Here is a 26,061-nt window from a genome sequence, read left to right as displayed (position 1 = left end):
CCCTGAGGGGGATCAATCCTCTCTGAATGCACCGCGGAAGCTGTCGAGCAGGGGCCTGAGCGCGTAAAGTGCGACGGTACCGCGCCCCGTGGTGATGAACACTTGAACCGGCATACCGGGGACGATCTGGAAGTCGTTTGCGGCGATCTGCGCGTCGTCGATCCGGATCTTGGTCGCGTAGTATGGCTGGTCGGTACGCTTGTCGAGTAGCCGGTCTGCCGATACGTGCACAACGATGCCCTTCAGGCGCGGTACGCGACGCTGATTGTACGGCACGAGATGCACCTCGGCATTCAGGCCGGGATGAACCACATCAATGTCCTCCGGCCTCAGGCGGGCGGTCACGATGAGGCGGTCTTGCCGGGGCACCAGCTCCATGAGCGGAGCACCCGCCCCGATGACGCCGCCCGCTGTATGAATCCGCAAGTCGGTTATCACGCCGTCCTCGGGCGCCTTCACCTCCGTTCGCGATAGCTGATCCCTGGCCGCAAGCAACCGCTCGCGGAGCTGGAATATCTGGTTCTGTGCTTCACGAAGCGACTGTGCGATCTCGTTCTGCCTATCGCTCTCGAGCTTGAACAATGTGGCCTGCTGCTCGCTGATGACCTGCCCGGCGCGAGAAATCTGCGCGGTGATCTCGCCGCGACGACCCTCAACGTCGGCCAGTTCACGTTGCAGGTTCAGAAGCCGCGGCCGCCGTTCGAGTCCCTTGTTCACGAGCGTCGTGACCATATCCAGTTCCTCCCGGACGATGTCGACCCGCTGCCCGGTGGCGGTCTGCTGAGCCTTGAGACCTTCGATCTCTCTCTCGACTTGAAGCCTCCGTTCGCGAATGACCGCAAGCTGCGACTCATGAACCTGCCGCCGCGCCTGAAAAATGAACTGTTGCGCCGATACCGCGGCGGCGGCCACCCCATTTCGCTTGCTGTGCTGTTCCAGCGCGCTCGGGATTGCGATGCTCTCAAAGTTCTGCTGCTCGGCCTGAAGCCGTGCGGCACGAGCAATTGCATCCCACAACTGGCCTTGAAGGCTTTGCACCTCCGAACCGGGCCGGGTATCGTCCAGCGCGATCAGCGTCTGTCCGCTTCGCACGATATCGCCGTCCGAAACCAGGATCTTCCTGACGATCCCGCCTTCCAGGTGCTGAATCGTCTTGCGGCTCGATTCTGATTCCACGACGCCGGAAGCGATCGCGGCGCTCTCGAGAGGCGCGAGGCACGCCCATGTGCCAAGCCCCAGCATGAAGCAGAGCACCAGCAGGTTGCCCGCCAGGGTGATACCGCGAAGCCGTCTACGCGGAGAGATGGGTGTCGGGGTCGCACACCATGGATATTCGAGGGGCTCGAAATCGTCGATCGCGGTAACCACGACTCCGAGCCGTCCGGCGAGCGGGGGGCTTGCCGGCGTTCGCACGAGCCGGTCCCAGATCGTGGGTAGCCTCGATATCGTGGGAAGCTTCCAGATGGTGAGATTCCGGATCATGGCGCAATCCGCGATGTAACCTGGGGTCGATTCAGGTGCCGCTCAAAGATTTCCTCGCTGTCGCCGAAAGCGACGACCGCCCCCTCTTCCATAATGGCAATCTTGTCTGTGGCTGCGAGGAGACCCATACGATGAGTGACGACGACCAGGATGACACCGGCGAGCTTCATGCGCTCGATAGCGTCCAGCAGCATTCGCTCGCCGCCGTAATCGAGACTGGCATTCGGTTCGTCGAGAACGATCAGGCGTGGACCGCCGAAAAAGGCCCGGGCAAGACCGAGGCGCTGCCGATATCCGCGCGAGAAGGATTTCTCACGGTGAAGCACCGTGTCGTACCCGTTCGGCAGGCGCATGATCGCCTCGTGAATTCCGACCAGCTTGGCCGCTTCCACGACCTTCCGCCGATCGGCATGATCGAGCCGTGCGATGATATCGCTTATCGTATCGCCGAGCAGGTCAATGTCCTGGGGGAGATAACCGAGACGGTGACCGCTTGGGCCCTCGCGAAGCAGCGAGACGTCGGTATTGTCGAGCAGGACACAGCCATGAGTTGGCGTCGACAGCCCGGCAATCACCCGGCCAAGCAGGGACTTGCCTGACCCGGACGCACCGATAATGCCAAGGCATTCTCCGCTCGCGAGCGTGAACGAGACACCGTTCAGCAAAAGGTGGTTGGTCCCCGATAGCCTCACGCTGACGTTGTCGACAATGAGACCGCTCGACGCTTGCCGCTGCGAAACCTCCGGATCCTGCTGTCCGGCGGCCGGGGACGCGGCGAGAACCGCGCCGAGCCGCTGACAGGCACTCACGGCCGTCCTGAGTGACTTCCAGCCTGCGATCGCACTTTCGACCGGCGCGAGCGCGCGGCTGAACATCAGTGTCGAAGCAAAAATGATCGCCGGGCTCTTTCCGTGATCGAGGACAAGCCACGCGGCAGCTCCCATTATCAACACCTGCGACAGCGCGCGGACCGGCTTGGTGACCAGCATCACGAACTCGCTTCGCCGGACTGCCACATCGTGCTCTCTGCGTGCCTCCTGCGCGTCATGGTAGATCGTGCGCGCAGCGCTATCGAGCATTCCCATGGCGCGAATCATGTGGATGTTGCCTGCGGCGGCCTGGAGGCGACCGTAGCTTCTGGACAGCGCGGCGCCGGATCTGAGCAGAACGTCCTCGGTAACCAGATCTCCGGCAACCGTGAGAGCGAAGAGGAAAGCCACACAGCAGGCGCCCACCACGCCAAGCAGGGGATGGATGAGAAAGAGGACCAGGAGGAACAGGGGCGCCCAGAGTGCGTCGAACAGCATCGGACATGCGCCGGAATCGATGAACTGGCGCAGCACGGTGAGATCCCGATATGCGTCCGACGCCCGCGTCCAATCGCTGCGAAACGCGGATTCGAGGCTGGCCGAAAGCACGCAAGGACGGAGCCGATCGTCGAGCCAGGCGCCAAGGCGACCCAGGACAGCGCGCCGCAAGGCATCGAACACGCCGCCGACCACGACCGTGATCGCGACAATGAGCGTGAGCAGGAGCAGCGTGTCGCCGCTCCTGCTCGACAACACCCTGTCGTAGATCTGAAGAAGGTAGATGGAGGGCGCAAACAAAAGCAGGTTGTAGCTGCAGCTATACGCGAATACGAGACCAAGCGGTCCCGCACAGGACCAAAGGGCCGCGTGCAGTGGCGTCGAGATCTGCGGCAGGACAGGCAACCGAATGGGCGGCATCAGCATGATCGTCACCGCCTGAAATCGAAGTCCGGCGCACTTGCCCGACGGCCAACGCGATCTGCCAAGAAAGGCATCGGCGGGGCATCGGCTTGAACTGCGGGACCGGCAGCAATGGCCGCCGGTCCCGCCACGGTCGGACGAGCCGATGGTCAGAATGTATCGAGGTGGAAGCTCACTTCTCCACCCAGCGCGGCGTTGCCGTCTCCGCCATTGCCGCCGATGCCAGCCAGGACATCCTGGTGCTGGTCCACCGCGAGCTTGTTGATCTGAGTGGCATCCGTATGGGCATATACCTTGGAGGTATCGTGGCCGCTGTAGGATTTCTGGCTTCCGTTCGACTCGGCGCTTCCGCCGTGGGCCTTCGCAAACACCGAGGCCGTCGCGTTTGCGCCGCCGGCGTCCCAATCTGCCGTCTGAGTGACGTGGTCGCCGGTGTTCACATGCACATCGGCGCCTTCTGCCTTGTTGGTTGGATCGAAGTTGAGGGTCGGCTTGCTGATGATAGCTCCCTTGAAGGTACCGTCGCCGCCATTTCCGACACTTTGACCACCGGTGTTGATCGATTTGAATTCGATCGAATCCGAGATGCTGATCGCCTTGGGCAACATTTGAGCCTCCGTCCTTGTGTTGGCTGTCGTGCGTCATCCATCCCGATCAGGCGGACGCACACGGGCGAGTCTGATCCGGCGATGCGCGCTGCCGATAGATGTCAAATCGGACACCATCCGGGTTGGTCGACCTACGTACGAAAGTATGACATTCGTCGCGCAACATCGGAGCTCGAAACATCGGGGAGGACGACTCTGCGCGAGATTTGCATGCGCAGGGAGTCCGCTACCTTGCGACCGGCCTGCGCGAGCGGTGCGATGTTCCGCTATGCCAACAGGTGAAGATCCGACAGAAGATGGGCGGAAAGATCGCCACCCAGCGCGAGATTGCCGTAGCCGCCGTCCCCACCAAGTCCGGCAATCTGGACCGCACTCTGGTCGATGTGCACGTTGTTGACCTGATCGGCCACGGCCGTCGAATGGGGCCCCGCGATTGCGATATTGATGGGTGCATAGATCGCGACGCTGACATCGATCAGGCTGCCGGCAAAATAGCCGTTGCCGCCGTTGCCTGCGCCGTTCGAGCCGGTCGCAATCGCGTCGGAGCCGCCCCACAAGCCGTGGGAAGGAAGGCTTGCATGGCCGCCCGTCGCGGCGTTGCCATTGCCGCCGTGCCCGCCCATGCCGGCGATCTGAATTACGGATTGATCCACGTCGGCGTCATTCGTCTGGACTGAATGAACGTTGGAGCCATAGCCCGCGACTGCGATGTTGATCGGGTCGTAAACTAAGATCGAGGAATGCACGAGACTCCCGTAGAACGCGCCGTCGCCGCCATTGCCGGCCTGACTCCCGCCCGTTTGAACGTCCCAGACGCTTCCTCCGTTGCTTGATCCCCAACTGGGGTCGAGCGTGATGATACTGCCGCCGAAGGCCACATTGCCATTTCCGCCACTTCCGCCGACGCCCGCGATCTGCGTAGCCGATTGATCGATGTCGACTGTGTTCGATTGACTTGCATAGGCCGTGCCGCCTGAACTCGCCACCGCAATATTGATCGGATGATAGATCACCACGGGAGCGTCCACCAACGCACCCGAGAAATAGCCGCTGCCGCCGTTTCCGGCGCCGTTGTCGCCGCTCCCGATCACGCCGGAGCCCAGGGAAGCACTGATGCTGCCTCCCGATGCAAGGTTGTCATTCCCACCATGTCCGCCGACGCCGGCCATCTGAAAGGCGGATTGATCGACACTCAAATCGTTGGACTGGTTGGCCACGGCGACCGAGCCGTATCCCAAATTCACCGAAATGTTGATCGGTTCATAGATCAACAGGGATGCGTGAATGATACCTCCGTAAAAGTAACCGTCTCCGCCGTTCCCGGCGGTGTTCGCCCCGCTCTCGATCGAAGCGATGCCTGTCGCGGAATGGGATGCGCCGGCAGCAGGCTTCGTTGCCGAAGCATCCAGGCTCGCCGCAGTGTGGCTGCCGACGTGGCCGCCGGTGCCGTCCCCCGACGCGGTGGGATGGTCGGATTGGCCTGGGCCAGAGTCATGAGGCGGGGAATTCGGGGTCGCGGGATGCGCATCGAGCCCTGCAAACGGGCTGCTCGGTGCCGGACCCGGCTCGTCGTCACCATCGTGCCCATCGTGCCCATCGTGGCGATGAGAGGCGTGATGCAGCCGGATCCCATCCGACATCCGCGAAAAATCCATCGTAGCCTTCCTCATCGCAATCGCTCCGCGCAATCGGGACGGGTTCTGCACTGCGGACAGAATGTCATCCTGGGAAGGTCGAAAGCCCAGCCGTCAGTTCGGATATAGCGCTTCGGATGGACGCCGTAACATCGGCTATATCCGTTCTGGCGCGGTTACAGCCTTGGTAGCTTTGCGCGGGCCGGCGTGGTCCATCAGCTCGCCGCTCCCAGGCGGACGGGTTGATAACCTCGCTCCGCCATTGCAATCGGGAAGTCGCTATCACGGACCGCGAAAATCACGCTACACTCGCCTCATGAGTGGGGCTGAACTTCACGCCGTCTTCGACGTTGCAGCATGGGGTGCGGCCGCGCTCGCCATGTGGTGGCTGTCGCACCGGCGCGGGCTGCAATTCCCCCGGCAATCCTTCGAGCTGTCCTACATCGCCGCGCTGGTGTTTGGCGCCGGGATCGGCGCCTACATCTTCGGCACGCTGAACCTGTGGTTCTCGGGCATGGCGGGCGTCGCCCGCTCGGTCGAGGGCGCGCTGGCCGGCGGCATCGTCGCGATCGAGCTCTACAAATGGCGACACGGGATTTCGCTGCGCACCGGCGCGCGGTTCGCGCTGCCGCTTGCGATCGGCGTCGCGGCCGGCCGTCTCGGCTGCTATTTCGCGGGACTCGAGGATTTCACCTATGGCACGCCGACCACGCTGCCTTGGGGCCATGATTTCGGCGACGGCGTGCTGCGCCACCCGGTGCAGCTCTACGAGAGCCTGGCGATGGCGGGGTTCGCGGCATTCTATGTCTGGGCCGTATTGAACCGAAATGCCGCCGTCATCACCAACGGATTCTACCTCGTGCTGTTCTACTACGGGCTGCAGCGCTTCCTGTGGGAGTTCATCAAGCCCTATGGCGCGCTGATCGGACCATTCTCGCTGTTTCACCTGCTGTCGCTGTTTGTCATGATTTACGCCGCCGTCATGCTGGCGACGGCGCCGAATGTGAGCTTGAAGCATGAACGCGCCGCTGCGTAAGGCACGCCCTTACATCTTCTGGGGCCAGACCCAGTCGCTTTGCGAAACTTGCCTCACCCTGGTGCCGACCAAGATCCAGATATCAGGCAACGAGGTCTGGTACGAGAAGCGCTGCAAGCAGCATGGCGTGCAGTCGACGCTGGTCTCGACGGATGCGGCCTATTGGCGGCTGTGCAAGGATTTCATCAAGCCCGGCGACCGGCCGCTCGCGTTCCAGCGCCACACCGAATTCGGCTGCCCCTATGATTGCGGGCTGTGCCCGGACCACGAGCAGCACTCCTGCCTGGCGCTGATCGAGATTACCGAGCATTGCAATTTGACTTGCCCGGTGTGCTTTGCGGATTCCTCGCCGGCGCGCACCAGCTTCACGCCGCTGGCGAAGATCGAGAAGATGCTGGACGCGCTGGTCGCGAGCGAGGGCGAGCCCGATCTGGTTCAGATCTCCGGCGGCGAGCCGACGCTGCATCCGGATTTCTTCGCCATTCTGGATGCGGTGCGCGCGCGGCCGATCCGCCATGTCATGATCAACACCAACGGCCTCAGGATCGCGCGCGAGCCTGACTTCGTGGCGAAGCTCGCCGAGAACAAGCGCGGGCTGGAGGTCTATCTGCAGTTCGATTCGCTGCAGCGCGAGGCGCTGGTCAATCTGCGCGGCGCGGATTTGCGAAAAATCCGCCAACAGGCACTGGAGAATCTCGAGCGCCACGGCGTCTCGACCACGCTGGTCGCGACCATCAAGCGCGGCGTCAATGACGGAGAGATCGGCGACATCGTCCGTCACGCACTGACCTGGAAATGCGTCCGCGGCGTCACGCTGCAGCCGGTGCAGGATGCCGGCCGCAACGAGCATTTCAACAAGGACACCGACCGCATCATGCTGTCGGAGATCCGCCGGCGCGTGATCGAGACCGGGGTGTTCGGCGCTGACGACATGATCCCGTTGCCGTGCAATCCCGAGAGCATCTCGATCGGCTACGGCCTGCGCAACGGTGACAAGGTGCTGCCGCTGACCTCGCTGATCCCGCAGGAGCAACTCATCGCCGTGATGCCCAACACCATCAGCCCGGAGAAATATCCGGTGTTGCGGGAGAAGTTTGTCGACCTGTTCTCGCTGTCGTCGGGACCGCTGAACACCTCGGAGCGGGTCTGCGAATTGCTGTGCTGCCTGCCGAGCTTCGAGGTGCCCGAGGGCCTGACCTACGAGAACGTGTTCCGCGTCACCATCGTGCAGTTTCTCGACCGCTTCAATTTCTGTGTCGGCAACGTCAAGCGAAGCTGCATCCACTTCGTCACCGAGAGCGGCGCGATCATCCCGTTCGACACTTACAATCTGTTCTACCGTGACGGAAAGATCGACGGCATCCGCGCCGCGCTGGCAGGCCAGACCTACCGCGAAGCCCGGCAAAGCGAGGAGCTGCCGCGATGAGCGAGACCAATCCACCGCCCATCCCGCCTGCACCACCGGAGCCACCCTACCAATCCGTCCCGCCGCCACCGTCGCCACGCAGCGGCTGCGCCACCGCGTTCATGGTGCTGTTCGGGCTGGTCCTGCTGCTGCCCGGGCTCTGCGCCCTGCTGTTCGGGTTCGGCGTCCTGAGCGAGTCGAAAACCGATCCCTCCATTCTCTTCCTGATCCTGCTCGGGCTCGCGGTCTGCTTTGCCGGCGTGATGCTGATCCGCGCCGCGATCACGGGAAGGCGCTGACGGACCATTCGACGACGCATGTCCGACACACCACCGCCATACAGGCCTCCGGAACCCGTGCAGCGCAACGGCTGCCTGACCGCCCTCATGCTGGCGGTGGGGGTGATCCTGCTGATCCCGGGGGTCCTGTGCGCCATTCTCAACGCCAAGATGGGTGCCGGGGCCGGCGGCGACCCCATCACCATGTTCGTGATGATGGTGGCGCTGGGCGGGCTTGGCCTGATCGTGTTCGCGATTACCCGGAAGTAAGACCTGAAAGCCCCTCAAAACCCGCCTTTGGCGCGAAAATCAGCCCTCCAAACAGGCAATAAATCATTGTTTTTTGGCGTTTTCTGACTATATTGCGCCGCAACGCGCAAGGTGCCCGGTCCTCTGACCGGGCTTCCTTTTTGGGGTGATGCGTCCCCGTCAAATTTCTTGGGTATGAGCGTGATCCGGGCCCGAATGGGCCACGCGAGCGAGCGGCCGGCCAAACTGGTCCGGCGAGATCGCGCATCTGACCATTGCACGACCAGAAGAAGAGCCATGAACCTTCGCAACGTCGCCATCATCGCCCACGTCGACCACGGCAAGACCACCCTCGTCGACCGCCTGCTGCAGCAATCCGGCACCTTCCGCGAGAACCAGAAGGTCACCGAGCGCGCCATGGACTCCAACGACCTGGAGCGCGAGCGCGGCATCACCATCCTGGCGAAGGCCGCCTCGGTGCAGTGGAAGGACATCCGCGTCAACATCGTCGACACCCCCGGCCACGCCGATTTCGGCGGCGAGGTCGAGCGTATCCTCAACATGGTGGACGGCGCGCTGGTGCTGGTCGACGCCGCCGAGGGCCCGCTGCCGCAGACCAAGTTCGTGGTGTCGAAGGCGCTCAAGATCGGGCTGAAGCCGATCGTCGTGATCAACAAGGTCGACCGTCCCGACGCACGCCCGACCGAAGTCATCAACGAGGTGTTCGATCTGTTCGCGGCGCTCGACGCCAGCGAGGAGCAGCTCGATTTCCCGATTTTGTACGGATCGGCCAAGCAGGGCTGGATGGCGGAAAGCCCGGAGGGTCCGAAGGATCTCGGCATGCAGCCGCTGTTCGACCTGATCGTGCGCCACGTCGAGCCGCCGAAGGTCGAGGAAGGTCCGTTCCGCATGATCGGCACCATCCTCGAGGCCAACCCCTATCTCGGGCGCATCATCACCGGCCGCATCTCCTCGGGCTCGATCAAGCCGAACCAGCAGGTCAAGGTGCTGTCCGCCGACGGCAAGCTGATCGAGAGCGGCCGCCTGACCAAGATCCTCGCCTTCCGCGGCCTTGAGCGCACGCCGCTCGAGGAGGCCGAGGCCGGCGACATCGTCGCGATCGCGGGCCTCACCAAGGGCACCGTTGCCGACACCTTCTGCGATCCGACCGTCGAGACGCCGCTGCCGGCGCAGCCGATCGATCCGCCGACGGTGTCGATGTCGTTCATCGTCAACAACTCGCCGCTTGCCGGCACCGAAGGCGACAAGGTGACCTCGCGCATGATCCGCGACCGCCTGATGCGCGAGGCCGAGGGCAATGTCGCGCTGCGCGTCGTCGAGGCCGCCGACAAGGATTCGATGGAAGTCTCCGGACGCGGCGAATTGCAGCTCGCGATCCTGATCGAGACCATGCGCCGTGAGGGCTTTGAGCTCTCGGTGTCGCGCCCGCGCGTCGTGCTGCAGAAGGACGAGGCGACCGGCGCCTGGCAGGAGCCGATCGAGGAAGTCGTGATCGACGTCGACGAGGAGCATTCCGGCGTCGTCGTGCAGAAGATGAGCGAGCGCAAGGCCGAGATGATCGAGATGCGCCCCTCCGGCGGCAACCGTCTGCGGCTGGTGTTCTACGCGCCGACCCGCGGCCTGATCGGCTACCAGGGCGAACTGCTCACCGACACCCGCGGCACCGCGATCATGAACCGCATCTTCCACGGCTATGCCGCCTACAAGGGCGAGATCCAGGGCCGCCGCAACGGCGTGCTGATCTCCAACGACCAGGGCGAGGCGGTGGCCTATGCGATGTTCAAGCTGGAGGACCGCGGCCCGATGATGATCGAGCCGGGCTGGAAGGTCTACAAGGGCATGATCGTCGGCGAGCACACCCGCGACAACGACCTCGAGATCAACGTGCTGAAGGGCAAGCAGCTCACCAACATCCGCACCACCTCGAAGGACGAAGCGGTGCGCCTGACGCCGCCGATCCGGATGACCCTGGAAAAGGCGCTCGCCTATATCGAGGACGACGAGCTCGTCGAGGTGACGCCGAAGTCGATCCGGCTGCGCAAGAAGCACCTCGACCCGAACGACCGCAAGCGCGCCGAAAAGGCCAAGGAGGCCGTAGCGTAAGCCTCATCTGTCGTGCCCCGGCTTGACCGGGGCACCCAGTACGCCGCGGCCCCTCGGTTCAAGCACCATCGCCTCTGAAATACTGGATCACCCGCTTCCGCGCGTGATGCAGTCATGCGCGCGGTGGCTTTAGACGCGCCTCCGGACGTGCTAGAGCCGGGCTATGAGTTCCCTTCCCTCCACGATCGATGTTGCCATCATCGGCGCCGGCGCCGCGGGCCTCGGTGCCGCGAATGCGCTGAAGGACTCCGGCCTCTCCACCATCGTGCTGGAGGCCCGCGACCGCCTCGGCGGCCGCGCGCATACGATCCAGGCCGCGCCTGACGTCGTGTTCGACGTCGGCTGCGGCTGGCTGCATTCGGCCGACCAGAACAGCTTTGTCGGCATCGCCCGGCAACTCAACTTCGAGCTCAACAAGGACCTGCCGCCGTGGCGCGAGCGCGCCTACGGCGAGGCGTTCCCGCAGGCCGCTCGCGACGACTTCACGCACGCACTCGACCAATTCTACGACCGCATCGAGCAGGCGGCGCAGCAGGGCAAGGACAGCCCGGCCAGCCTGTACCTCGAGCCCGGCAACCGCTGGAACCCGATGATCGATGCGATCTCGACCTATGTGAACGGCAGCGAGCTCGACCAGGTCTCGATCCTCGATGTCGACGCCTATGAAGACACCGACATCAATTGGCGGGTGCGGCGCGGCTATGGCACGCTGGTCGCGGCCTATGGCGCGCAGGTGCCGGTCGCGCTGAACTGCGAGGTCAGGCTGATCGATCACTCCGGCAAGCGCATCCGCATCGAGACCTCGCGCGGCGCGCTTGAGGCGGACAAGGTGATCGTCACCGTGCCGACCAACCTGATCGCCGATCAGGCGATCCGCTTTTCGCCTGCGCTGCCCGACAAGCTCGACGCCGCGCGCGGCCTGCCGCTCGGCCTCGCCGACAAGGTGACGCTGGCGCTCGCCGAGCCCGAGGCGCTGCCGAAGGAAGGCAATCTGCGCGGCGCCACCATGCGCACCGAGATGGGCACCTACCACATCCGCCCGTTCGGCCAGCCCTGCATCGAAGGTTTCTTCGGTGGCCGTTTTGCACGACAGCTTGAAGATGCCGGCGACGGCGCGATCGCCGCGCACAGCATCGACGAGATCGTCTCCTTCCTCGGCAATGATTTCCGCCGCAAGCTGAAGCCGCTCAGCGAATCCCGCTGGGCCCACGACCCGTTCGCCCGCGGCTCCTACTCGCACGCTCTGCCCGGCCACGCGGACAAGCGCGCCGTGCTGGCCGCGCCGGTCAATGGGCGGCTGTTCTTCGCCGGCGAAGCGACTTCGCCGGAGTTTTTCTCGACCGCGCACGGCGCGCGGGATTCGGGGGAGCGGGCGGCGAGGGAAGTGGTGGGTGGATTTCCACGTAAGGGGTAGCCGTTAGATTTGTCGTTCCGGGATGGTCCGAAGGACCAGACCCGGAATCTCGAGGTTCCGGGTTCGATGCTTCGCATCGCCCCGGAACGACGAACTTCACTCCAGCACCCGCGCCCGCATATCCGCGTCGGGCACAAAATACGTCTCGTATTTCCCGAAGATCTTGTACCGGTTGCGGGCGATGAGGCTGTAGACGGCGTCGCGCAGCGGCTTCGGCACCGCGAACAGCGCGCGGGTCCAGCGCCAGCCGGGCAGATGGCTCAGCACCGTCAGCGCCGCATCGGATTTCGTGTAGGCGATGCCGCCATGGACGACGGCGTTGGTGTCGGGGTCGTCAGGATCGATGCCGAAGGTCTTCGCCAGCCGCGTGCCGTAGCCGGACTGGATCGGCGTGAAGCGAAAGCGGCGTGCCGTGTCGCGGGCGATGACGAAGCGGACCCAGCGCGAGCAGAAGATGCAGACGCCGTCATAGAGGATCACGTCGTCGTCGGGCCAAGTGCTCATCGGTTATCCAAGGTCAACAGCGCGACCAGCATCAGCACGATCGCAGGTCCCGTTTTCACCAGCGCGCCGAGCGGCTCGATCCAGAGATCCGGCGCCAGGATCGCCGATCCCACCATGTAGCCGAGCGAGGCGATGATGCCTGCGATCAGACCGAACGCCGCGGTGCGGCGGATCGCGATCAGCACACCGATGCCCATGTCCATCAGGCTGGTCAGCACTGTCATCGGCCCGACCAAAGCGGGCGGGAAATGGTGCGCGCTCAGGATGCCGGCGGCGGCGTCATAGGAGATCACCAGCGCGATGAAGCCGGATGCGACCCAGAACAGCACGAGGCTTACGAAGATCAGCGCCTTGATCAAAAACAGCCGCGCGAACCATTTGTCCTGAATGGTCGCGGGGCGCCCGCCAATCGCTTGAGTAATCGTCTTCGGCACGATGCCGGTCGCTTGCATCCAGCCTGCGGGATCGCCGGTGACGCCGCGGCGCAGCTCGGCGATCGCGGTGGAGCGCAGCGGCGGCCGCCAGCCGAGCCAGCTCGCGAGATCGCCGAGGCGGGCGCCGAGATCGATCAGGAACGGCGACGTCGCGATCCGGACATGCTTTGCCGTGCCGAACGACCGGCGGAACTGGGCGATGACGCCGCCGAGCGAAATCGGCTGCTCCTGCATCAGGTCCCATATCACCGATCGCACCGCTTCATCGGCGACATCGCGCGCCGCAAGCCAGGCGATGGTGGCGGCGATATCCTCGACTGCGACCGGCTGGAACGGCGTCGCCGCCTCGTCGGCCGGCAGGTCGACCGGCAGCGCCGCCAGCGCGCGCAGCATGGCGCTGCCGCCATAGGCCGACGGCGCGATGACGAAGCCCGGACGCAGGATCGCATGGGGTATCCCGGACGCCACGATCAGCCGCTCGGCCTCGCGCTTGGTGGTGCTGAAGGCGGTGCGGTCCGCATCGGCCGCGCCGGGAATCGAGATGTGGACGAGACGGATGGCGCGGTGGCTGTCACCAATCGCCTGCAACAGCCGCGCGACGAAGTCGCGATGCACCGCGCTTGTGTCGCTGCCCGGACCATCCTGCAGCACGCCGAGGCAGTTCACGACGACGTCTACCTCATGCGTGCGAAGCAGCTGCGTCAGCGCCGCGGCATCCATCGACATGACGGGCAGCTCAAGATCGGCCGCGCTCATTTTCTGCGCCGGCGTGAAGTGCCGCGCGACCCCGATCACGTGAAAGCCGCGCGCCCTCAGATCGTCGGTGATGGCGCGCCCGATCAGGCCTGACGCGCCGAACACGAGGATGTTGTGTGATGCGTCGTCACTCATGGAAGTCGGATCATGCGCTAAAATGGTTTCGCGATCATCAGCCAGAGGATGATCATCACGGAACCGAAACCGGGAATACCGAACAGGAACCAGCGGCGAAACAGCGCAAAATAACGCGGCGGCAGCGGAAGACCTTTTTCGACGGCCGCCTGCGCGAGGTCGCGCATCTCCATCTGCATGAAGACGACGGGAACCCAGAACAGGCCGGCCAGCGCGTAGAGCGCGAGCGAAACCACCAGCCAGCGCTCGGTGATGCTCGTTGCCGACACGAGCATCAGCAGTCCGCCGCTCACCGGCTGCAGCAGCACGGCGCTCAACGTGAAGATCATGTCCGCGATCACCACGGTCGCCGCCGTGCGCGCGATGAACGCCGCATCCTGCGTGCGATGCGCCATCAGCATGAAGAAGGCGATGCCGGTCCCGGTGCCCAGGATCACGATGGCGCCGAGCACGTGCAGATATTTGATCAGGAAGTAGAGCGTCATCGCAGTCCGCTCATGATCAGGCCAACGTCGCCGCGCACAGATACCGCCGCTGCCATAGGCCGGCCGGCCGCGAAAATCCACTGCGGCGAGGGATCAACGCACCCGCGCTGCGGCCGGATTCGCTCGTAAAATTCCGACCGCGAATCAGCCGCGGCCAGCCTTTTTCTGAACTGCGGCATTGTCATCCGGCGCCCGCGATCCGGGCTTTGCACAGCGCCCCGATCCGCGATCGGTCGCTCAAGCCCGGCGAGTGTCCTCTTTCGGTACAAGTTTTCATCACACTGATGCAAAAAATCCACAGGTTAACCGATAATTAACGATGGACCTTGAAGGCGGCCCGCCGACTTGCTTTGATTACAGGCATGAGCACAACGCTAATCGAGGTCCGGCCGGCCAAAGCTGCAGACGCAGCGGCGGTGGCGTCTACCCATGACGAAGCCTGGCGCTCGGCGTATCAGGGAATCATCCCCGGCGCCGAACTCGAAAAGCTGATCAATCGCCGCGGCCCGCAGTGGTGGGACAGCGCCATCCGCAAGGGCAGCCGCGTCAGCGTGCTGGTGTTCGGCGACCGGATCGCAGGCTACGCCAATTACGGTCGCAACCGCGCCCGCAGCCTGCATTTCGAAGGCGAGATCTACGAGCTCTATCTGCGGCCGGAATTCCAGGGGCTTGGCTTCGGCCGGCGCTTGTTTGCCTCCGCGCGCCGCGACCTGATGCAGAGCGGCCTCAAGAGCATGGTGATCTGGGCACTCTCCGACAACGAGCCGGCGACGGAGTTTTACCGTGCGCTGGGCGGCCGGATGGTGGCGCGTTCCTCGGAGCGGTTTGGCCCCAAGTCGCTCGACAAGGTCGCTTTCGCCTGGGCCAACTGAAAATCCTGCTTCTCTCGCAGCTGCAGCAAGGCTAAACCAGCCTCCAGCGCTGCACGCGTCGGCCAGCCCGGCCTCAAGGCCGGGCCGGGAGCCGTTTCGCGGCCCGGCGGCGCCAACCAAAAAATCACATCGTTCTCAACTTCCAGAGGCCACGCGGAGCAATCCATGCGTATCGACGCCATATCGATCGGAAAAAATCCGCCCCACGACGTCAACGTCATCATCGAGGTTGCCGTCGGCGGCGAGCCAATCAAGTACGAAATGGACAAGGAAGCCGGCACGCTCGTCGTGGACCGCTTCCTCTACACGCCGATGCGCTATCCCGGCAATTACGGCTTCATCCCGCACACGCTGTCCGGCGACGGCGATCCGTGCGACGTGCTGATCGTCAACACCCGCGCGATCGTGCCGGGCGCGGTGATGAGCGTCCGCGTGGTCGGCGTGCTCTTGATGGAGGACGAGGCCGGCGGCGACGAGAAGATCATCGCGGTGCCGTCATCGAAGCTGACCCAGCGCTACGACAAGGTGCAGAACTACAGCGACCTGCCCGACATCACGCTGCAGCAGATCCAGCACTTCTTCGAGCACTACAAGGACCTCGAGAAGGGCAAGTGGGTGAAGGTGCTGCGCTGGGGCGACGCCGACGAAGCCCGCAGGCTGATCCTCGAAGGCATCGAGCGCGCGAAGAAGAAATAGGCACGCTGCCTGGGCTCCCTCGCCCCGCTCTTGCGGGGAGAGGGTTGGGGTGAGGGGTTTCCCTCCACGAGTTGCGAACGTCGAGAGACTTGTACCCCCTCACCCGGATTGCATCTGACGATGCAATCCGACCTCTCCCCGCAAGCGGGGCGAGGTAAGAGCTACACCGCCGGCGCCGGCAGGCCGGCAATCGCGCAGGCGGCGCGCAGCGTGTTGACCAGGAGGCACGCCACCGTCATCTGCCCGACACCGCCGGGCACCGGCGTGATTGCGCCGGCGACATTGAGGGCTTCCTGGAACGCGACATCGCCGACCAGTTTCGGCTTGCCGCCGGGCACCGGGATGCGGTTGATGCCGACATCGATCACGGTCGCGCCCGGCTTCAGCCAGTCGCCCCGCACCATCTCGGGCCGGCCGACTGCGGCATAGACCAGATCGGCCTGGGCGCAGAGCTTTGGCAGATCGCGCGAGCGCGAATGCGCGATCGTCACCGTCGCGTTCTCGTTCAGCAGCAATTGCACCAGCGGACGGCCGACCAGATTGGAGCGGCCGATCACGATCGCGTTCATGCCTTCGAGCGAGGCGTGCACGCTCTTGGTCAGGATGATGCAGCCGAGCGGCGTGCAGGGCGACAGCGCGGCCAAGCCTCCGGCGAGCCGGCCGGCATTGTTGGGGTGCAGGCCATCGACGTCCTTGGCCGGATCGATCGCGTTGATGATGGTCTCGGTGTGCAGCGACTTCGGCAACGGCAGCTGCACCAGTATCCCATGCACCATGGGATCGCGGTTGAGCCGAGCGATCAGCGCCAGCAGATCGGCCTGCGACACATCCTCCGGCAGCTTGTGCTCGAACGAGGCCATGCCGGCGGCCTGGGTCTGGGTGTGCTTGCTGCGGACATAGACCTCGCTCGCGGGATCATGGCCGACCAGCACGACAGCGAGCCCCGGCGTGAGTTGGTGGTCGCGCTTGACGCGGGCGACCTCGTCGGCGACGCGGGCGCGAAGCTCGGCGGCGATGGCTTTTCCGTCGATGATGCGGGCAGTCATGTCAGTCCCTTGTCTGCTGGTTCGGCTTGGCCGCAGTCAGCTTCCTCAATGTATCGCCGAGCCCTTTCGGATCGCCGTCCACCGCGACCTGCTTGAGCCGCGAGGTGGCGCCGGACAACAGCTTCACCCTGGCTTTCGGCACGCCGAGCGCCTTGGCCAGCAGCTCAGTCACCGCACGGTTGGCCTCGCCGCCCTCGGCGATGGCGCGCACCCGCACCTTCACCACCGAACGGCCGTTGGCCAGCGTCTCGATCCCGTCGATGTCGTCGCGGCCGCCGCGCGGCGTCACACGCAACGCGATGCTGATGCCCTCGGTGGAATAGCGCCACGGATCCATCAAGGCCCCGTCGAGAAAGGGTCAGATCACGTTGGGATAGATGTAATAGGCGATCACCCGCTGGATGAACATGATGATCAGGATCACGATGATCGGCGAGATATCGAGTCCGCCCAGATTCGGCATCACGTTGCGGATCGGCCGCAGCACCGGCTCGGTGATCCGGTAGAGGAACTCGGCCACCGCAGAAACGAACTGGTTGCGCGTGTTGACCACATTGAAGGCGACCAGCCAGGACAGGATGGCGGAGGCGATCAGCAGCCAGACATAGAGGTCGAGGATGATGATGACGATGTCGAGAACAGCGCGCATGTGAGGGGGGCTCGCGGGTAAGACAACCGATTGAAGCGCAACGAGACCGGACTGAGCCGCCATCGCGCTTCTTGTTTGAGCAGGATCGTTTCGGAAAACCGCTATGCACTGGGCGCTCGGGCGGTCCGCCGGGTCGGGATCACGCCCTAGATATCGGTTCATCCCCCCGCAAACAAGGGAAGTTCCCGGTGGGACGGGCTGAAAACCGCGCTTTCACCGTTCTTGACTTGACCTTGGACGGGACTGTAAATGGCGCCCGACTGACGGCCGGGATACTCAGCAACACCCGGCCGCGATGGGGCCATAGCTCAGCTGGGAGAGCGCGTCGTTCGCAATGACGAGGTCGGCGGTTCGATCCCGCCTGGCTCCACCACGCTTCGCCCATCGGGCTGCGCGTGGCGTAGCCGCGCAGGGGCCTGGAGGGCGAAGCGTGGTGTCCGGCGAAGCCCAAGGGGCGGAGACAGACTTTATCCGTTAGCCCCCTCCCTATCACGTCCCGGTAAACCTTGGCGGCCGCTTCTCGACGAAACTCGCGACGCCTTCCCTGAAATCATTGCCCTTCAGCGCGATCTGCATCTCGCGGTTGGCATCGATGGTGGCTTCGGCGAGCGTCTGGAACGGCACGTCATAGACCTGGCGCTTGATCACCGCGATCGCGCTCGGCGAGACGAAATCGGCGAGGTCGCGGGCGTAGGCATAGGTTTCCTCGCGCAGCTTCTCCGGCGAGGAGAGCCGGTTGACGAGGCCGATGCGCAGCGCCTCCTCCGCCGACACCCGGCGCGCCGACATCAACAGATCGAGCGCGTTGGCGTGGCCGACGATCCGCGGCAGCATCCAGCTGATGCCGTGTTCGGCGATCAGGCCGCGCCGCGCGAAGGCGGTGGTGAACACCGCGGTGTCGGCGGCGAAGCGCAAATCGCAATAGAGCGCGTGGACCAGGCCGATGCCGGCGGTGGCGCCGTTGAGCATCGCGATGACCGGCTTCCTGATTGCGGGGTAGTAGGCGTAGCGCGTCTGCCAGTCGGCGCGACGGTTCATGTCGAACGGGATGTTCTCGCCGCGCCTGACCTCGTTGGGATCGATCCCCTTCAGCGCGTCCATGTCGGCGCCGGCGCAGAAGCCGCGGCCCGCGCCGGTCAGCACGATGACGCGAACGTTGTCGTCGTTGGCCGCCGCCTCCATGGCGTGGCGCACGTCGCGCTCCATGATCGCGGTCCACGCATTCATGCGATCGGGGCGATTGAGCGTGATGGTCGCGATCCGGTCGCTGACCTCATAGAGGATGTGCTCGTAGCTCACGGCGATCTCCCTGTGCCTTGTTGTTATTGATACGCGCGGCGATGCGGCCTGCGCGCGGCGGCCGACAGTAACACATTCACGAGACTGAAAAGCCGACGCGAAATTCCGCGTGGCGGCTATTCCGCGGCCTGCAGCAGCTGCCGCTGGGGCACGCGCGCGATCCAGCCGTCGATGAAATGCTTCAGCCACGCGCGCTCGGCGGCATCGTGGACGGCACGCTCGGCGAAGTGCAGATGGCCCGGTTGTGCGCCCGGCGAATCCATCCGTGCGCAACCTCGCGTGGTCCAGCGATGCATCATCGCGTAGGTCACGTCGGGATGGAATTGCAGGCCGAAGGCGTTGCCGAACTGGAACGCCTGCACCGGGAAATCATCGCCCGCCGCGAGCAGGTCGGCGCCGGCGGGCAATTGAAATCCCTCGCCGTGCCAGTGATAGACCCGCGCCGGCCAGTTGGGGCAGAGCGCGCGGCCCGCCTCGGTCGGCCTGACCGGATAATAACCGACCTCGACACGGCCTTGCGGATGCGGCGCGACCTTGGCGCCGAGCTGCCGCGCCAGCATCTGCGCGCCGAGGCAGATGCCCAGGAACGGGCGCCGCTCGCGCAGCGGAACGGCGATCCAGTCGATCTCGCGCCGCACGTAGTCGTCGCCATCATTGGCGCTCATCGGACCGCCGAAGATCACGGCGCCGGCATGCGCGTCGAGCGTTTCGGGCAGCGCGTCGCCGAAGCGCGGGCGGCGGATGTCGAGACGGTAGCCCAGCGCGCGCAGGGCGTTGCCGATCCGGCCGGGAGTCGACGTCTCCTGATGCAGCACGATCAGCACCGGCCGCAGCGACACCTGATCCAAAATCTGATCCCTGGGCGTGACCGCGGCCGGCCTTCGGCTGGCGAAGGGCACCACGACACGGCTCTGGTCAGACCGGAACGACATTGCCTCTGCTTAAAGTTTCGGCACGTAAGGCGCGATCATAGCTAAGTGGTCGTTAACATCGTGTGAGTTTGCGCACACCCAGGCGAAGCAAATCGCGGGCCAGAAACAGTCTTAGCGGCGACGAGTGGGGCTTTTCAGGGACAGCTAGCGCTTGCGGAGCTGAAATCCGCCGACCGCCGTCAGGATAAAGGAGCGCGGAAACAGCCGGAGCAGGAACGGCACCAGCTTGATGAAGGCGCCAGGCAGCACCGCGCGCTTGTTGGCCATCAACCCGCTATAGGCCTGGCGGGCCACCTCTTCCGGCGAAACGTTGAGGATGGCGGAATCGAATCCAGGGGCAAACCCGGCGCGATCCTGAAACTCCGACGGTACCGGGCCCGGGCAAACCACGGTGACACGCACGCCCTGCGGCGCCAGCTCACAGCGCAACGCCTCGGTAAACGACAGCACATAGGCCTTGCTGGCGTAGTACACGGCCATGCCGGGGCCCGGCAGGAATCCCGCGATCGAGCCGAGATTGAGGATGCCGCCGCGGTTGCGGATCAGCTGGTCGGCAAAGCGCAGCGTCAGATCGGTCAGCGCGCGGATGTTGACGTTGATGATGTTGAGCTGCTCGGCACGGTCGCGCTCGATGGCGCGGCCGAACAGGCCGAAGCCGGCATTATTGACGAGAAATTCGACCTCGACCCCGGCGTCGGTCAGGGCCTGCGCGATCCGGTCGCCCGCATCGGCGTGCTGGAGATCACAGGGGATCACAATCGGCGCTGCGCCGCCCTTGGCCCCGAGCTCGTCGGCGAGCGCCTTCAGGCGGTCGGCGCGCCGCGCCACCAGCGCCACACGGTGACCATTCGATGCAAACACGCGCGCCAGTTCGGTGCCTATGCCCGCCGATGCCCCGGTTATCAGCGTCACACGCTCGGTCACGTTTCAAACTCTTACTGCAAATTCTAGTGAGGTCCCCAACAAGGCGACGAGAGCATAGGCATGCGGTGGGACGCAAGCCGTGTGTAAGCTTGTGGACAGCGGCGAGGCACTGGTTTTGTGATGAAACGCCAGATTTTCAGTCGGATCGCCCACAATCGCGGCGGACATTAAAATTTCGTCATCCCTGATACCGGTGACGATGCGTCGGCCGGCGCGGGCAATCGCGTCAGATTGCGGCGTCCGCGGTGCCCCAGGGGCCCTTTGGCAGCGCCGCCTGCTTCTCGGCGACCCGATGCTTGAGATCGATGCGGTCGCGCGAGGAAATGCCGAGCAGATCGGCGGCGCGCCAGACCACATTGTCCTCGAACTCGCTGACCTGACCGTCGGCATAGACCAGCTCCCACATCATCTCGACGATGCGCAGCCGTCCCTCCTCGTTCACCGAGCGCATGATGACGCTGGTAAAGTGATAGAGATCGACGGCCTCGCCCTCGACGCGCATGGCAGAGGCGATCAACTTGTCGGCCGCGCCGCGGTCGAGCTGGAAACGGCTCTCGATCAGGCCGTGCAGCTTGCGCGTCTCGGCCGGCGTCGGCTCGCCGTCCAGCGAGACGACATGCACCAGCAGCGCGGTCGCCGCCAGGCGATAGTCGCCGTCATCGAAGGTGCGGTCGGCCTGGGCGTCGGGGGAAACGATATCGGCAATGAATTGGCGAAGTCCGTCGAGCATCGTTCTCTCTGTGGAATGAAGCCTGCCTGATTTGAGCATGATCTTTCCGGCTATACGCATGTCCGGATCATGCTCCGTTGAAATCTATATGGCGTGGAAACAGAACCGGTGCAATCCGCGCAGGTTCCCGCTGCGACATTACGTTTCGGCAAGCATTACGTTTCAGCAATATGACTACGGTATCTCGTACACCACGAGCTTGTCGGCAATGCCGCGCAGTGCCGCTTCCTTCTGGATCGGCTTGATCGCGGCGCGATCGAGGATGCCCGCGACTTCAGCCGATTCCATCACCGGCTGGGTCAAATGGATTTCCTGCGAGGTCGACAGGCTCTGCACCCTGGCTGCGATATTCACGGTCTGGCCGAAATAATCCTGCCGCTCGTTGAGCGTCACCGCAAGGCACGGCCCCTCATGGATGCCGATCTTGACGATCAGATCTTCCTTGCCGCGCTCGGTGTTGAGCTGCTTCATCGCCGCCCGCATGCGCAGGCCCGCCGACAATGCATGCTCTGGCCGGATGAAGGTCGCCATCACGGCATCGCCGATCGTCTTCACGACGGCGCCGTGCTCGGAAGCGATGATCTCGAGCAGCGCGTGGAAATGCGCGCGCACCAGATCGAACGCGGCGAGATCTCCGACCCGTTCATAGAGCGCGGTCGAGCCTTTGAGGTCGGTGAACAGGAAGGTGAGCGCGGTGATCTTCAGCCGCTGGTCGACCGTGAGGTTGTCGGCCTTGAACACATCACGGAAGGTCTGGTTCGACAGCATCCGCTTCGCGGTGAGGATCGGCTTGCGCTTGCCGAGCAGCTCATGCAGCGCATCGGCCGCCACCCAAACAGCGGGCAGCACGCGGGTGTCCGTCTGGTTGTCCAGCGACAGCCGGAGCGGCCCCGGCCGCAGCACCGTGGTGCCGGTCGGCGCCTGCAGCTTGTTGAACACGATCGAGAACTGCTGGCGCTCGGTGGTCGGCTCGCCCTGCACGTCGAAGAAATGCGCCGAGTGCGTCACCGGCTCGAACACGATCAGGAACTGCTTCGGCAATTGCAGCGACAGCAGCGCCTTTTCGCCGGCGGGCAATTCCAGCGATTCCAGCGTCACCTCCTTGAGCAGGCGCTCCAGCGAATCTTCGTTGAGCTCGATGCCAGAGCTCCAGAACATCTGGCGGACATATTCCCAGATCGGCAGCGTGTTCGGATCATGCGCGCCGATGCGGCGCACGCGCGGGCTGACGGTGAACGCGACCTCGACCAGGTCGTCGACAGACGCCTCGTAACCGGCCGCGCACAGCGCGCAGTTATAGTCGTCATGACGCAACGACTTCAGCGTCGAATGCGCATCGAGCACGCCGCCGCAGCCCGGACACAGCACATTCCAGCTCATGTCGAACAGGCCGAGCCGCGACGCATGCAGGAAACCGGAGATCACCTTCTCCTGGTCGAGCCCGGTGCGGCTCGAGAAATCCAGCAGATTGATGCGATTGAGATCCCTATCATGGCCGTCCGCAATCAGCTGCTGCATGGCATCGACGACGGCCGGATCGGTCGTCTGCCTGAGGACTGCGAAATGGGCCTGCGTATCGCTCATGGTGAGCCCCTAGATGAGCATTGGGACACCGCCGCGCAAGGTCAACGCGGCTTGATCGTAAACACCGGAGAACGGTTCGGCTGTGTCGTCACCACGCCGATCGGCAGCACCGGATCCTTGTCCGCCAGCGCGACGCGGAATGCGCCGATGATCTTCGCAAGCGCGAGCGTCGCCTCGACCAGCGCAAAATGCGCACCGATGCAGACCCGGGCGCCGACCCCGAACGGCAGATAGGCAAACCGATCGGGCGGCGTTCCCGTCATGAAACGCGACGGCACGAACGCGTTCGGATCGCGCCACAGCTTCTCATGCCGGTGCAACAGCCACGGCGCGATCAGAATTACGTCACGCTTCCTGACCGGACGGCCCGCGATGGTATCGGGACCGCCCGCCGCACGCGCGATCAGGAACGCCGGCGGATAAAGCCGCATGGTTTCGTCGATCACCGCGCGGGTGAATTTCAGCCGCTCGATGTCGAGCGCGCCAGACGTCGCCGCGCTCGTGACTTCTGCCGCCAGTTGTTCCTGGGTTAGGGGATCGAGCGCCAGTAGATAGAGCGCCCAGAACAGCGCGGTCGCAGTCGTCTCGTGGCCGGCCAGGATCATGGTGGCGACCTGGTCGCCGAGTTGGGCATCGGTGAAGGCCTCGCCGGTTTCAGGATCACGCGCGGCGCCCATCAGGTCGAACAGGTCGCGGGCCGGCGCGTTGTCATCCTTGCCGGCCGCACGTCGCTCGGCCATCAGCGTGCCGACGAACGCGGTCCAGCGCTTGCGGAAACGGGCGCGCCGGAAATCCTGCGGCGTCGGCCAGTTCAACGGCAGCACCAGATCGAGCATGTGCGGCCGCGCCAGCGTATCGCCATACTCCATCACGAAATCGCGCAGCGCGGCGCCGTGGCGATCCATGCCGAACGAGAACATGGTGCGGCCGGCGATCTCCAGCGTCATCCGCTGCAGCGCCTCGCGCAGATCGACCGGACCGCCACTCGCGGACTTCAGCTTGGCGATGGTCTCGTCGACCGCCGCAATCATGTAAGGCACCAGCGTCGTCACCGCGCGCGGCGTGAACGCCGGCGCCAGCGTGCGGCGCTGATGTTTCCACGCACGCCCTTCGGCGATCAATAGCCCCTCGCCTAGCATCGGACGCAGCACGCGAAGGCCGGCCGGCGTGCGGGTGTAGTTCTCGTAATTGTCGACCAGCACGTGGCGGATCGCATCCGGCGTGTTGAGGATGAAGCTCGAGTGGTTGAGGAAGCGGCCCTGGACGATGTCGTCCTCATAGGCGCGCTGGCCCCAGGTCTCGATCGGCGAGTTGCGCATCACCCGCATGCGCTGGAACGCGCCCATGTCGTCCGGCGCGCGCGGCGGGGCCGGCGGGACCAGGGGACGCCGCGTGACCGTGATATCGTAGACCTCGGCTATGCTCATGGTCCTCGCTTCCTGCCTCACGCGACGGCCGATCCGGCCATGCGATCCCGGCGCCAAGACGGCGCGCGGACCCTGCACAAGACCTAATAAGTCAGCTCGGCGACCGCAATCCGATTTTCCGATGCCGGCCAGGCCCGCATCATCATGCGTTCCCCGTTGAAGATCGCGGCGACCGGACGGCCGACATCGGCCGCGGCCAGCCGCAGCGTCGTCACCGAATCCGTCGGCACGCCGGGTTTTACATCGGCCGGCTCCTTGCCGTCGAACAGCACAATATCGCGCGGCAGGCCGAAATAGCCGCGCGGTCGCGACATCAGCACGACCGCGCCTGCGCCGGCATCGGCCGGCCCCAGCGGCCGCGCCGCGCGCAGATGCACGATCTCGGACGAGCGCACAAACGGCGAGCGATAGATGTGCGTCGTCGCCGCACCAGGCGCCGTCAGCACGAATTCGAGCGGCCACGATGGATCGACCTGCGCCGGACCCCAGCGGCCGTCGGCGCCGGTCTGCGAGCTGTGCAGCGGGCCGCCGATGCGCTCGCCGGTTTCCGCCGCGACATGATAGATGTCGACCGTGGCCCCCGGCACCGGCCGGTTGGTCGGCACGCCGCCGGGCATGCCGGTGACGATGCCGCTCAGCCTCACCGCCGTCTCAGGCACGATCTCGATCCGGGACGGCTCGTGCCGTGCGATGAATTTGTAGATCTCGCGAAAGGCGCGCGGATGAAAGGCGGTCTCGCGATGATCGACCGCGCCGAGCACCAGATTGGTCGCGCCCTTCAGCGCCGGGCCTTCCGTCGTGACGTTGGTCGGCGTGCCCGGCTTGCCGACAAAGCGCCCGTCGGCTTGCGCATATTTGTCGAGGCCGTCGCTGCGCAGCGTCAAGAACAGGGTGCCAGCGGTCACTTCGCTGTCGCCATCGTTCAGCCCGCGCAGGAACGGACCGCGCCCGTTGAACTCGTTGCCGAGCCCGTCATCCCACGCATACACACCGTGATTGGGCGTGCCGCACAGCACTGCGTGGCTGATGTCGCCGCCGCCATTCTTGATGTAATTGCGGATCGCATTGCCGCCGCGCGAACTGCCGACCAGCGCGACCCGCGGCGCGCCGGTCTTCTGCTTCAGCTCCCTGATCGCCTCGGCGAGCTCGCGGCGCTGGTCCTCGGTCGAGGAGCGGCTCGCCTGCTCGATCTTGTCGTCACTGCGCGCCAGCGGATCGGTGAAGTTGATCGCCGCCATGCGCTCGCGCGGCACGCCGTTCGATTCCATCCGCCAGAACGTCGTCATCCAGAGCGCGGCATGATCGCCATTGCCATGCACGAACAGGATCGGCGGGGTGTCGCCGGCGAGCGCCGGCTGAGCCGACTGCGCCAAGGCCGGGGCGAGGCGGCCGGCCAGCAGGGACAGGGCGCCCGCCCCTTGCAAAACTCTCCGCCGCGACAGCGCCATTGGTCCCCCTCCCCGAGCCTTCCCCAAGCCTACTCCGAAGCCTTCCTGAGGTCTTTCAGAGCTTTAGCTGTGTCCTATCGCCGCCAAGGATGCCGTAATCGCTGGACAGGACACGCGTTTCGCGGGCATCAGTTGGTGCAGCCGGAATCGTCCAACACGCCATAGCAGGCCAACCGGAAC

The 26,061-nt window shown here is 64.7% G+C and carries 25 protein-coding genes and 1 tRNA gene; 9 read left to right on the top strand and 17 right to left on the bottom strand.

The genetic code is table 11. The features are described from left to right. Positions 1-12: 12 nt before the first annotated feature. The 4 genes from ACVWY5_RS39675 to ACVWY5_RS39660 form a co-directional block, all read right to left on the bottom strand. Positions 13-1,482, bottom strand: a complete 1,470-nt coding sequence (locus ACVWY5_RS39675; RefSeq protein ID WP_028337370.1) for an HlyD family type I secretion periplasmic adaptor subunit — start codon at positions 1,480-1,482, stop codon at positions 13-15. Next, a complete protein-coding gene (locus ACVWY5_RS39670) occupies positions 1,479-3,215 on the bottom strand; it encodes a type I secretion system permease/ATPase (RefSeq protein ID WP_080667273.1) in 1,737 nt (578 codons plus the stop codon). Before ACVWY5_RS39670 ends, ACVWY5_RS39675 begins: the two co-directional genes overlap by 4 nt. A 146-nt stretch (positions 3,216-3,361) precedes the next feature. Continuing rightward, positions 3,362-3,820 carry a hypothetical protein gene (locus ACVWY5_RS39665; RefSeq protein WP_028337372.1) on the bottom strand — a complete coding sequence of 153 codons (459 nt, stop codon included), beginning with the start codon at positions 3,818-3,820 and terminating at the stop codon, positions 3,362-3,364. Between the two features lie 266 nt (positions 3,821-4,086). Further along, positions 4,087-5,475, bottom strand: a complete 1,389-nt coding sequence (locus ACVWY5_RS39660) for a hypothetical protein (protein ID WP_321177107.1) — start codon at positions 5,473-5,475, stop codon at positions 4,087-4,089. Positions 5,476-5,770: 295 nt separating this feature from the next. Between ACVWY5_RS39660 and ACVWY5_RS39655 the strand changes: the two genes are divergently transcribed. The 6 genes from ACVWY5_RS39655 to ACVWY5_RS39630 all read left to right on the top strand — a co-directional run bounded on the left by ACVWY5_RS39655 (position 5,771) and on the right by ACVWY5_RS39630 (position 11,960). Beyond that, complete coding sequence (locus ACVWY5_RS39655) at positions 5,771-6,490, top strand: prolipoprotein diacylglyceryl transferase (RefSeq protein ID WP_028337374.1); 720 nt, start codon at positions 5,771-5,773, stop codon at positions 6,488-6,490. Next, positions 6,471-7,916, top strand: coding sequence for a radical SAM protein (locus tag ACVWY5_RS39650; RefSeq protein ID WP_028337375.1), 1,446 nt, complete (start codon positions 6,471-6,473; stop codon positions 7,914-7,916). Before ACVWY5_RS39655 ends, ACVWY5_RS39650 begins: the two co-directional genes overlap by 20 nt. Then, positions 7,913-8,194, top strand: coding sequence for a hypothetical protein (locus ACVWY5_RS39645; protein ID WP_028337376.1), 282 nt, complete (start codon positions 7,913-7,915; stop codon positions 8,192-8,194). Before ACVWY5_RS39650 ends, ACVWY5_RS39645 begins: the two co-directional genes overlap by 4 nt. Positions 8,195-8,251: 57 nt before the next feature. After that, entirely contained in the window at positions 8,252-8,443 is a 192-nt protein-coding gene (locus ACVWY5_RS39640) for a hypothetical protein (protein ID WP_321177106.1), read from the top strand. Between the two features lie 276 nt (positions 8,444-8,719). Continuing rightward, positions 8,720-10,546 (top strand): translational GTPase TypA, encoded by a 1,827-nt coding sequence (typA, locus tag ACVWY5_RS39635; protein ID WP_016847242.1) that lies wholly within the window; start codon positions 8,720-8,722, stop codon positions 10,544-10,546. Between the two features lie 163 nt (positions 10,547-10,709). After that, positions 10,710-11,960, top strand: coding sequence for an NAD(P)/FAD-dependent oxidoreductase (locus ACVWY5_RS39630; RefSeq protein WP_028337378.1), 1,251 nt, complete (start codon positions 10,710-10,712; stop codon positions 11,958-11,960). Between the two features lie 96 nt (positions 11,961-12,056). Here the strand turns inward: ACVWY5_RS39630 and ACVWY5_RS39625 are convergent, their stop codons facing one another. Genes ACVWY5_RS39625 through ACVWY5_RS39615 form a run of 3 tightly spaced genes read right to left on the bottom strand, consistent with a single transcriptional unit; the run spans position 12,057 to position 14,274 of the window. Further along, on the bottom strand, positions 12,057-12,464 hold the full coding sequence (locus ACVWY5_RS39625) for a thiol-disulfide oxidoreductase DCC family protein (RefSeq protein WP_028337379.1): 408 nt from the start codon (positions 12,462-12,464) through the stop codon (positions 12,057-12,059). Next, positions 12,461-13,789, bottom strand: a complete 1,329-nt coding sequence (locus ACVWY5_RS39620; protein WP_028337380.1) for an SDR family oxidoreductase — start codon at positions 13,787-13,789, stop codon at positions 12,461-12,463. The genes ACVWY5_RS39625 and ACVWY5_RS39620 overlap by 4 nt, the downstream gene beginning before the upstream one ends. A 17-nt stretch (positions 13,790-13,806) precedes the next feature. Continuing rightward, positions 13,807-14,274, bottom strand: a complete 468-nt coding sequence (locus tag ACVWY5_RS39615; RefSeq protein WP_028337381.1) for a DUF2269 family protein — start codon at positions 14,272-14,274, stop codon at positions 13,807-13,809. 362 nt (positions 14,275-14,636) lie between these two features. On the opposite strand from ACVWY5_RS39615, the gene ACVWY5_RS39610 reads away from it, so the two are divergent. Both ACVWY5_RS39610 and ppa read left to right on the top strand, forming a co-directional pair. Further along, positions 14,637-15,146 (top strand): GNAT family N-acetyltransferase, encoded by a 510-nt coding sequence (locus ACVWY5_RS39610; RefSeq protein ID WP_016847248.1) that lies wholly within the window; start codon positions 14,637-14,639, stop codon positions 15,144-15,146. 165 nt (positions 15,147-15,311) lie between these two features. Next, a complete protein-coding gene (gene ppa / locus ACVWY5_RS39605) occupies positions 15,312-15,842 on the top strand; it encodes an inorganic diphosphatase (RefSeq protein WP_028337382.1) in 531 nt (176 codons plus the stop codon). Positions 15,843-16,003: 161 nt separating this feature from the next. Here ppa and folD read toward each other — a convergent pair whose 3' ends face one another. From folD to ACVWY5_RS39590, 3 genes are read right to left on the bottom strand one after another with little or no spacing between them, the layout of a single operon-like run. Then, positions 16,004-16,888, bottom strand: coding sequence for a bifunctional methylenetetrahydrofolate dehydrogenase/methenyltetrahydrofolate cyclohydrolase FolD (gene folD / locus ACVWY5_RS39600; RefSeq protein ID WP_028337383.1), 885 nt, complete (start codon positions 16,886-16,888; stop codon positions 16,004-16,006). Between the two features lies 1 nt (position 16,889). Further along, on the bottom strand, positions 16,890-17,225 hold the full coding sequence (locus ACVWY5_RS39595) for a DUF167 domain-containing protein (RefSeq protein ID WP_016847251.1): 336 nt from the start codon (positions 17,223-17,225) through the stop codon (positions 16,890-16,892). Between the two features lie 21 nt (positions 17,226-17,246). Then, positions 17,247-17,537, bottom strand: coding sequence for a YggT family protein (locus tag ACVWY5_RS39590; RefSeq protein ID WP_016847252.1), 291 nt, complete (start codon positions 17,535-17,537; stop codon positions 17,247-17,249). 297 nt (positions 17,538-17,834) lie between these two features. Here ACVWY5_RS39590 and ACVWY5_RS39585 point away from each other — a divergent pair. Beyond that, a tRNA-Ala gene (locus ACVWY5_RS39585) sits at positions 17,835-17,910 on the top strand. Between the two features lie 116 nt (positions 17,911-18,026). Here the strand turns inward: ACVWY5_RS39585 and ACVWY5_RS39580 are convergent. The 7 genes from ACVWY5_RS39580 to ACVWY5_RS39550 all read right to left on the bottom strand — a co-directional run bounded on the left by ACVWY5_RS39580 (position 18,027) and on the right by ACVWY5_RS39550 (position 25,881). Beyond that, positions 18,027-18,836, bottom strand: coding sequence for an enoyl-CoA hydratase (locus tag ACVWY5_RS39580; RefSeq protein WP_028337384.1), 810 nt, complete (start codon positions 18,834-18,836; stop codon positions 18,027-18,029). 116 nt (positions 18,837-18,952) lie between these two features. Then, a complete protein-coding gene (locus tag ACVWY5_RS39575; protein ID WP_028337385.1) occupies positions 18,953-19,768 on the bottom strand; it encodes a glutamine amidotransferase in 816 nt (271 codons plus the stop codon). Positions 19,769-19,912: 144 nt separating this feature from the next. Next, on the bottom strand, positions 19,913-20,692 hold the full coding sequence (locus ACVWY5_RS39570) for an SDR family NAD(P)-dependent oxidoreductase (RefSeq protein ID WP_028337386.1): 780 nt from the start codon (positions 20,690-20,692) through the stop codon (positions 19,913-19,915). Between the two features lie 226 nt (positions 20,693-20,918). Next, positions 20,919-21,422, bottom strand: a complete 504-nt coding sequence (locus tag ACVWY5_RS39565; RefSeq protein WP_016847256.1) for a tellurite resistance TerB family protein — start codon at positions 21,420-21,422, stop codon at positions 20,919-20,921. A 174-nt stretch (positions 21,423-21,596) separates the two neighbouring features. Continuing rightward, complete coding sequence (locus ACVWY5_RS39560) at positions 21,597-23,006, bottom strand: adenylate/guanylate cyclase domain-containing protein (RefSeq protein WP_028337387.1); 1,410 nt, start codon at positions 23,004-23,006, stop codon at positions 21,597-21,599. 41 nt (positions 23,007-23,047) lie between these two features. After that, the gene (locus ACVWY5_RS39555; RefSeq protein ID WP_028337388.1) at positions 23,048-24,433 is read right to left on the bottom strand and encodes a cytochrome P450; all 1,386 of its coding nucleotides are present in this window, start codon (positions 24,431-24,433) and stop codon (positions 23,048-23,050) included. Between the two features lie 83 nt (positions 24,434-24,516). Beyond that, positions 24,517-25,881 carry a hydrolase gene (locus ACVWY5_RS39550; protein ID WP_028337389.1) on the bottom strand — a complete coding sequence of 455 codons (1,365 nt, stop codon included), beginning with the start codon at positions 25,879-25,881 and terminating at the stop codon, positions 24,517-24,519. Positions 25,882-26,061: the final 180 nt, after the last annotated feature.

The sequence above is a fragment of the Bradyrhizobium sp. USDA 3256 genome (assembly GCF_054058275.1).
The sequence above is the reverse complement of the archived record's forward strand: the minus strand, read 5'-3'. Positions and strand labels throughout refer to the sequence as shown.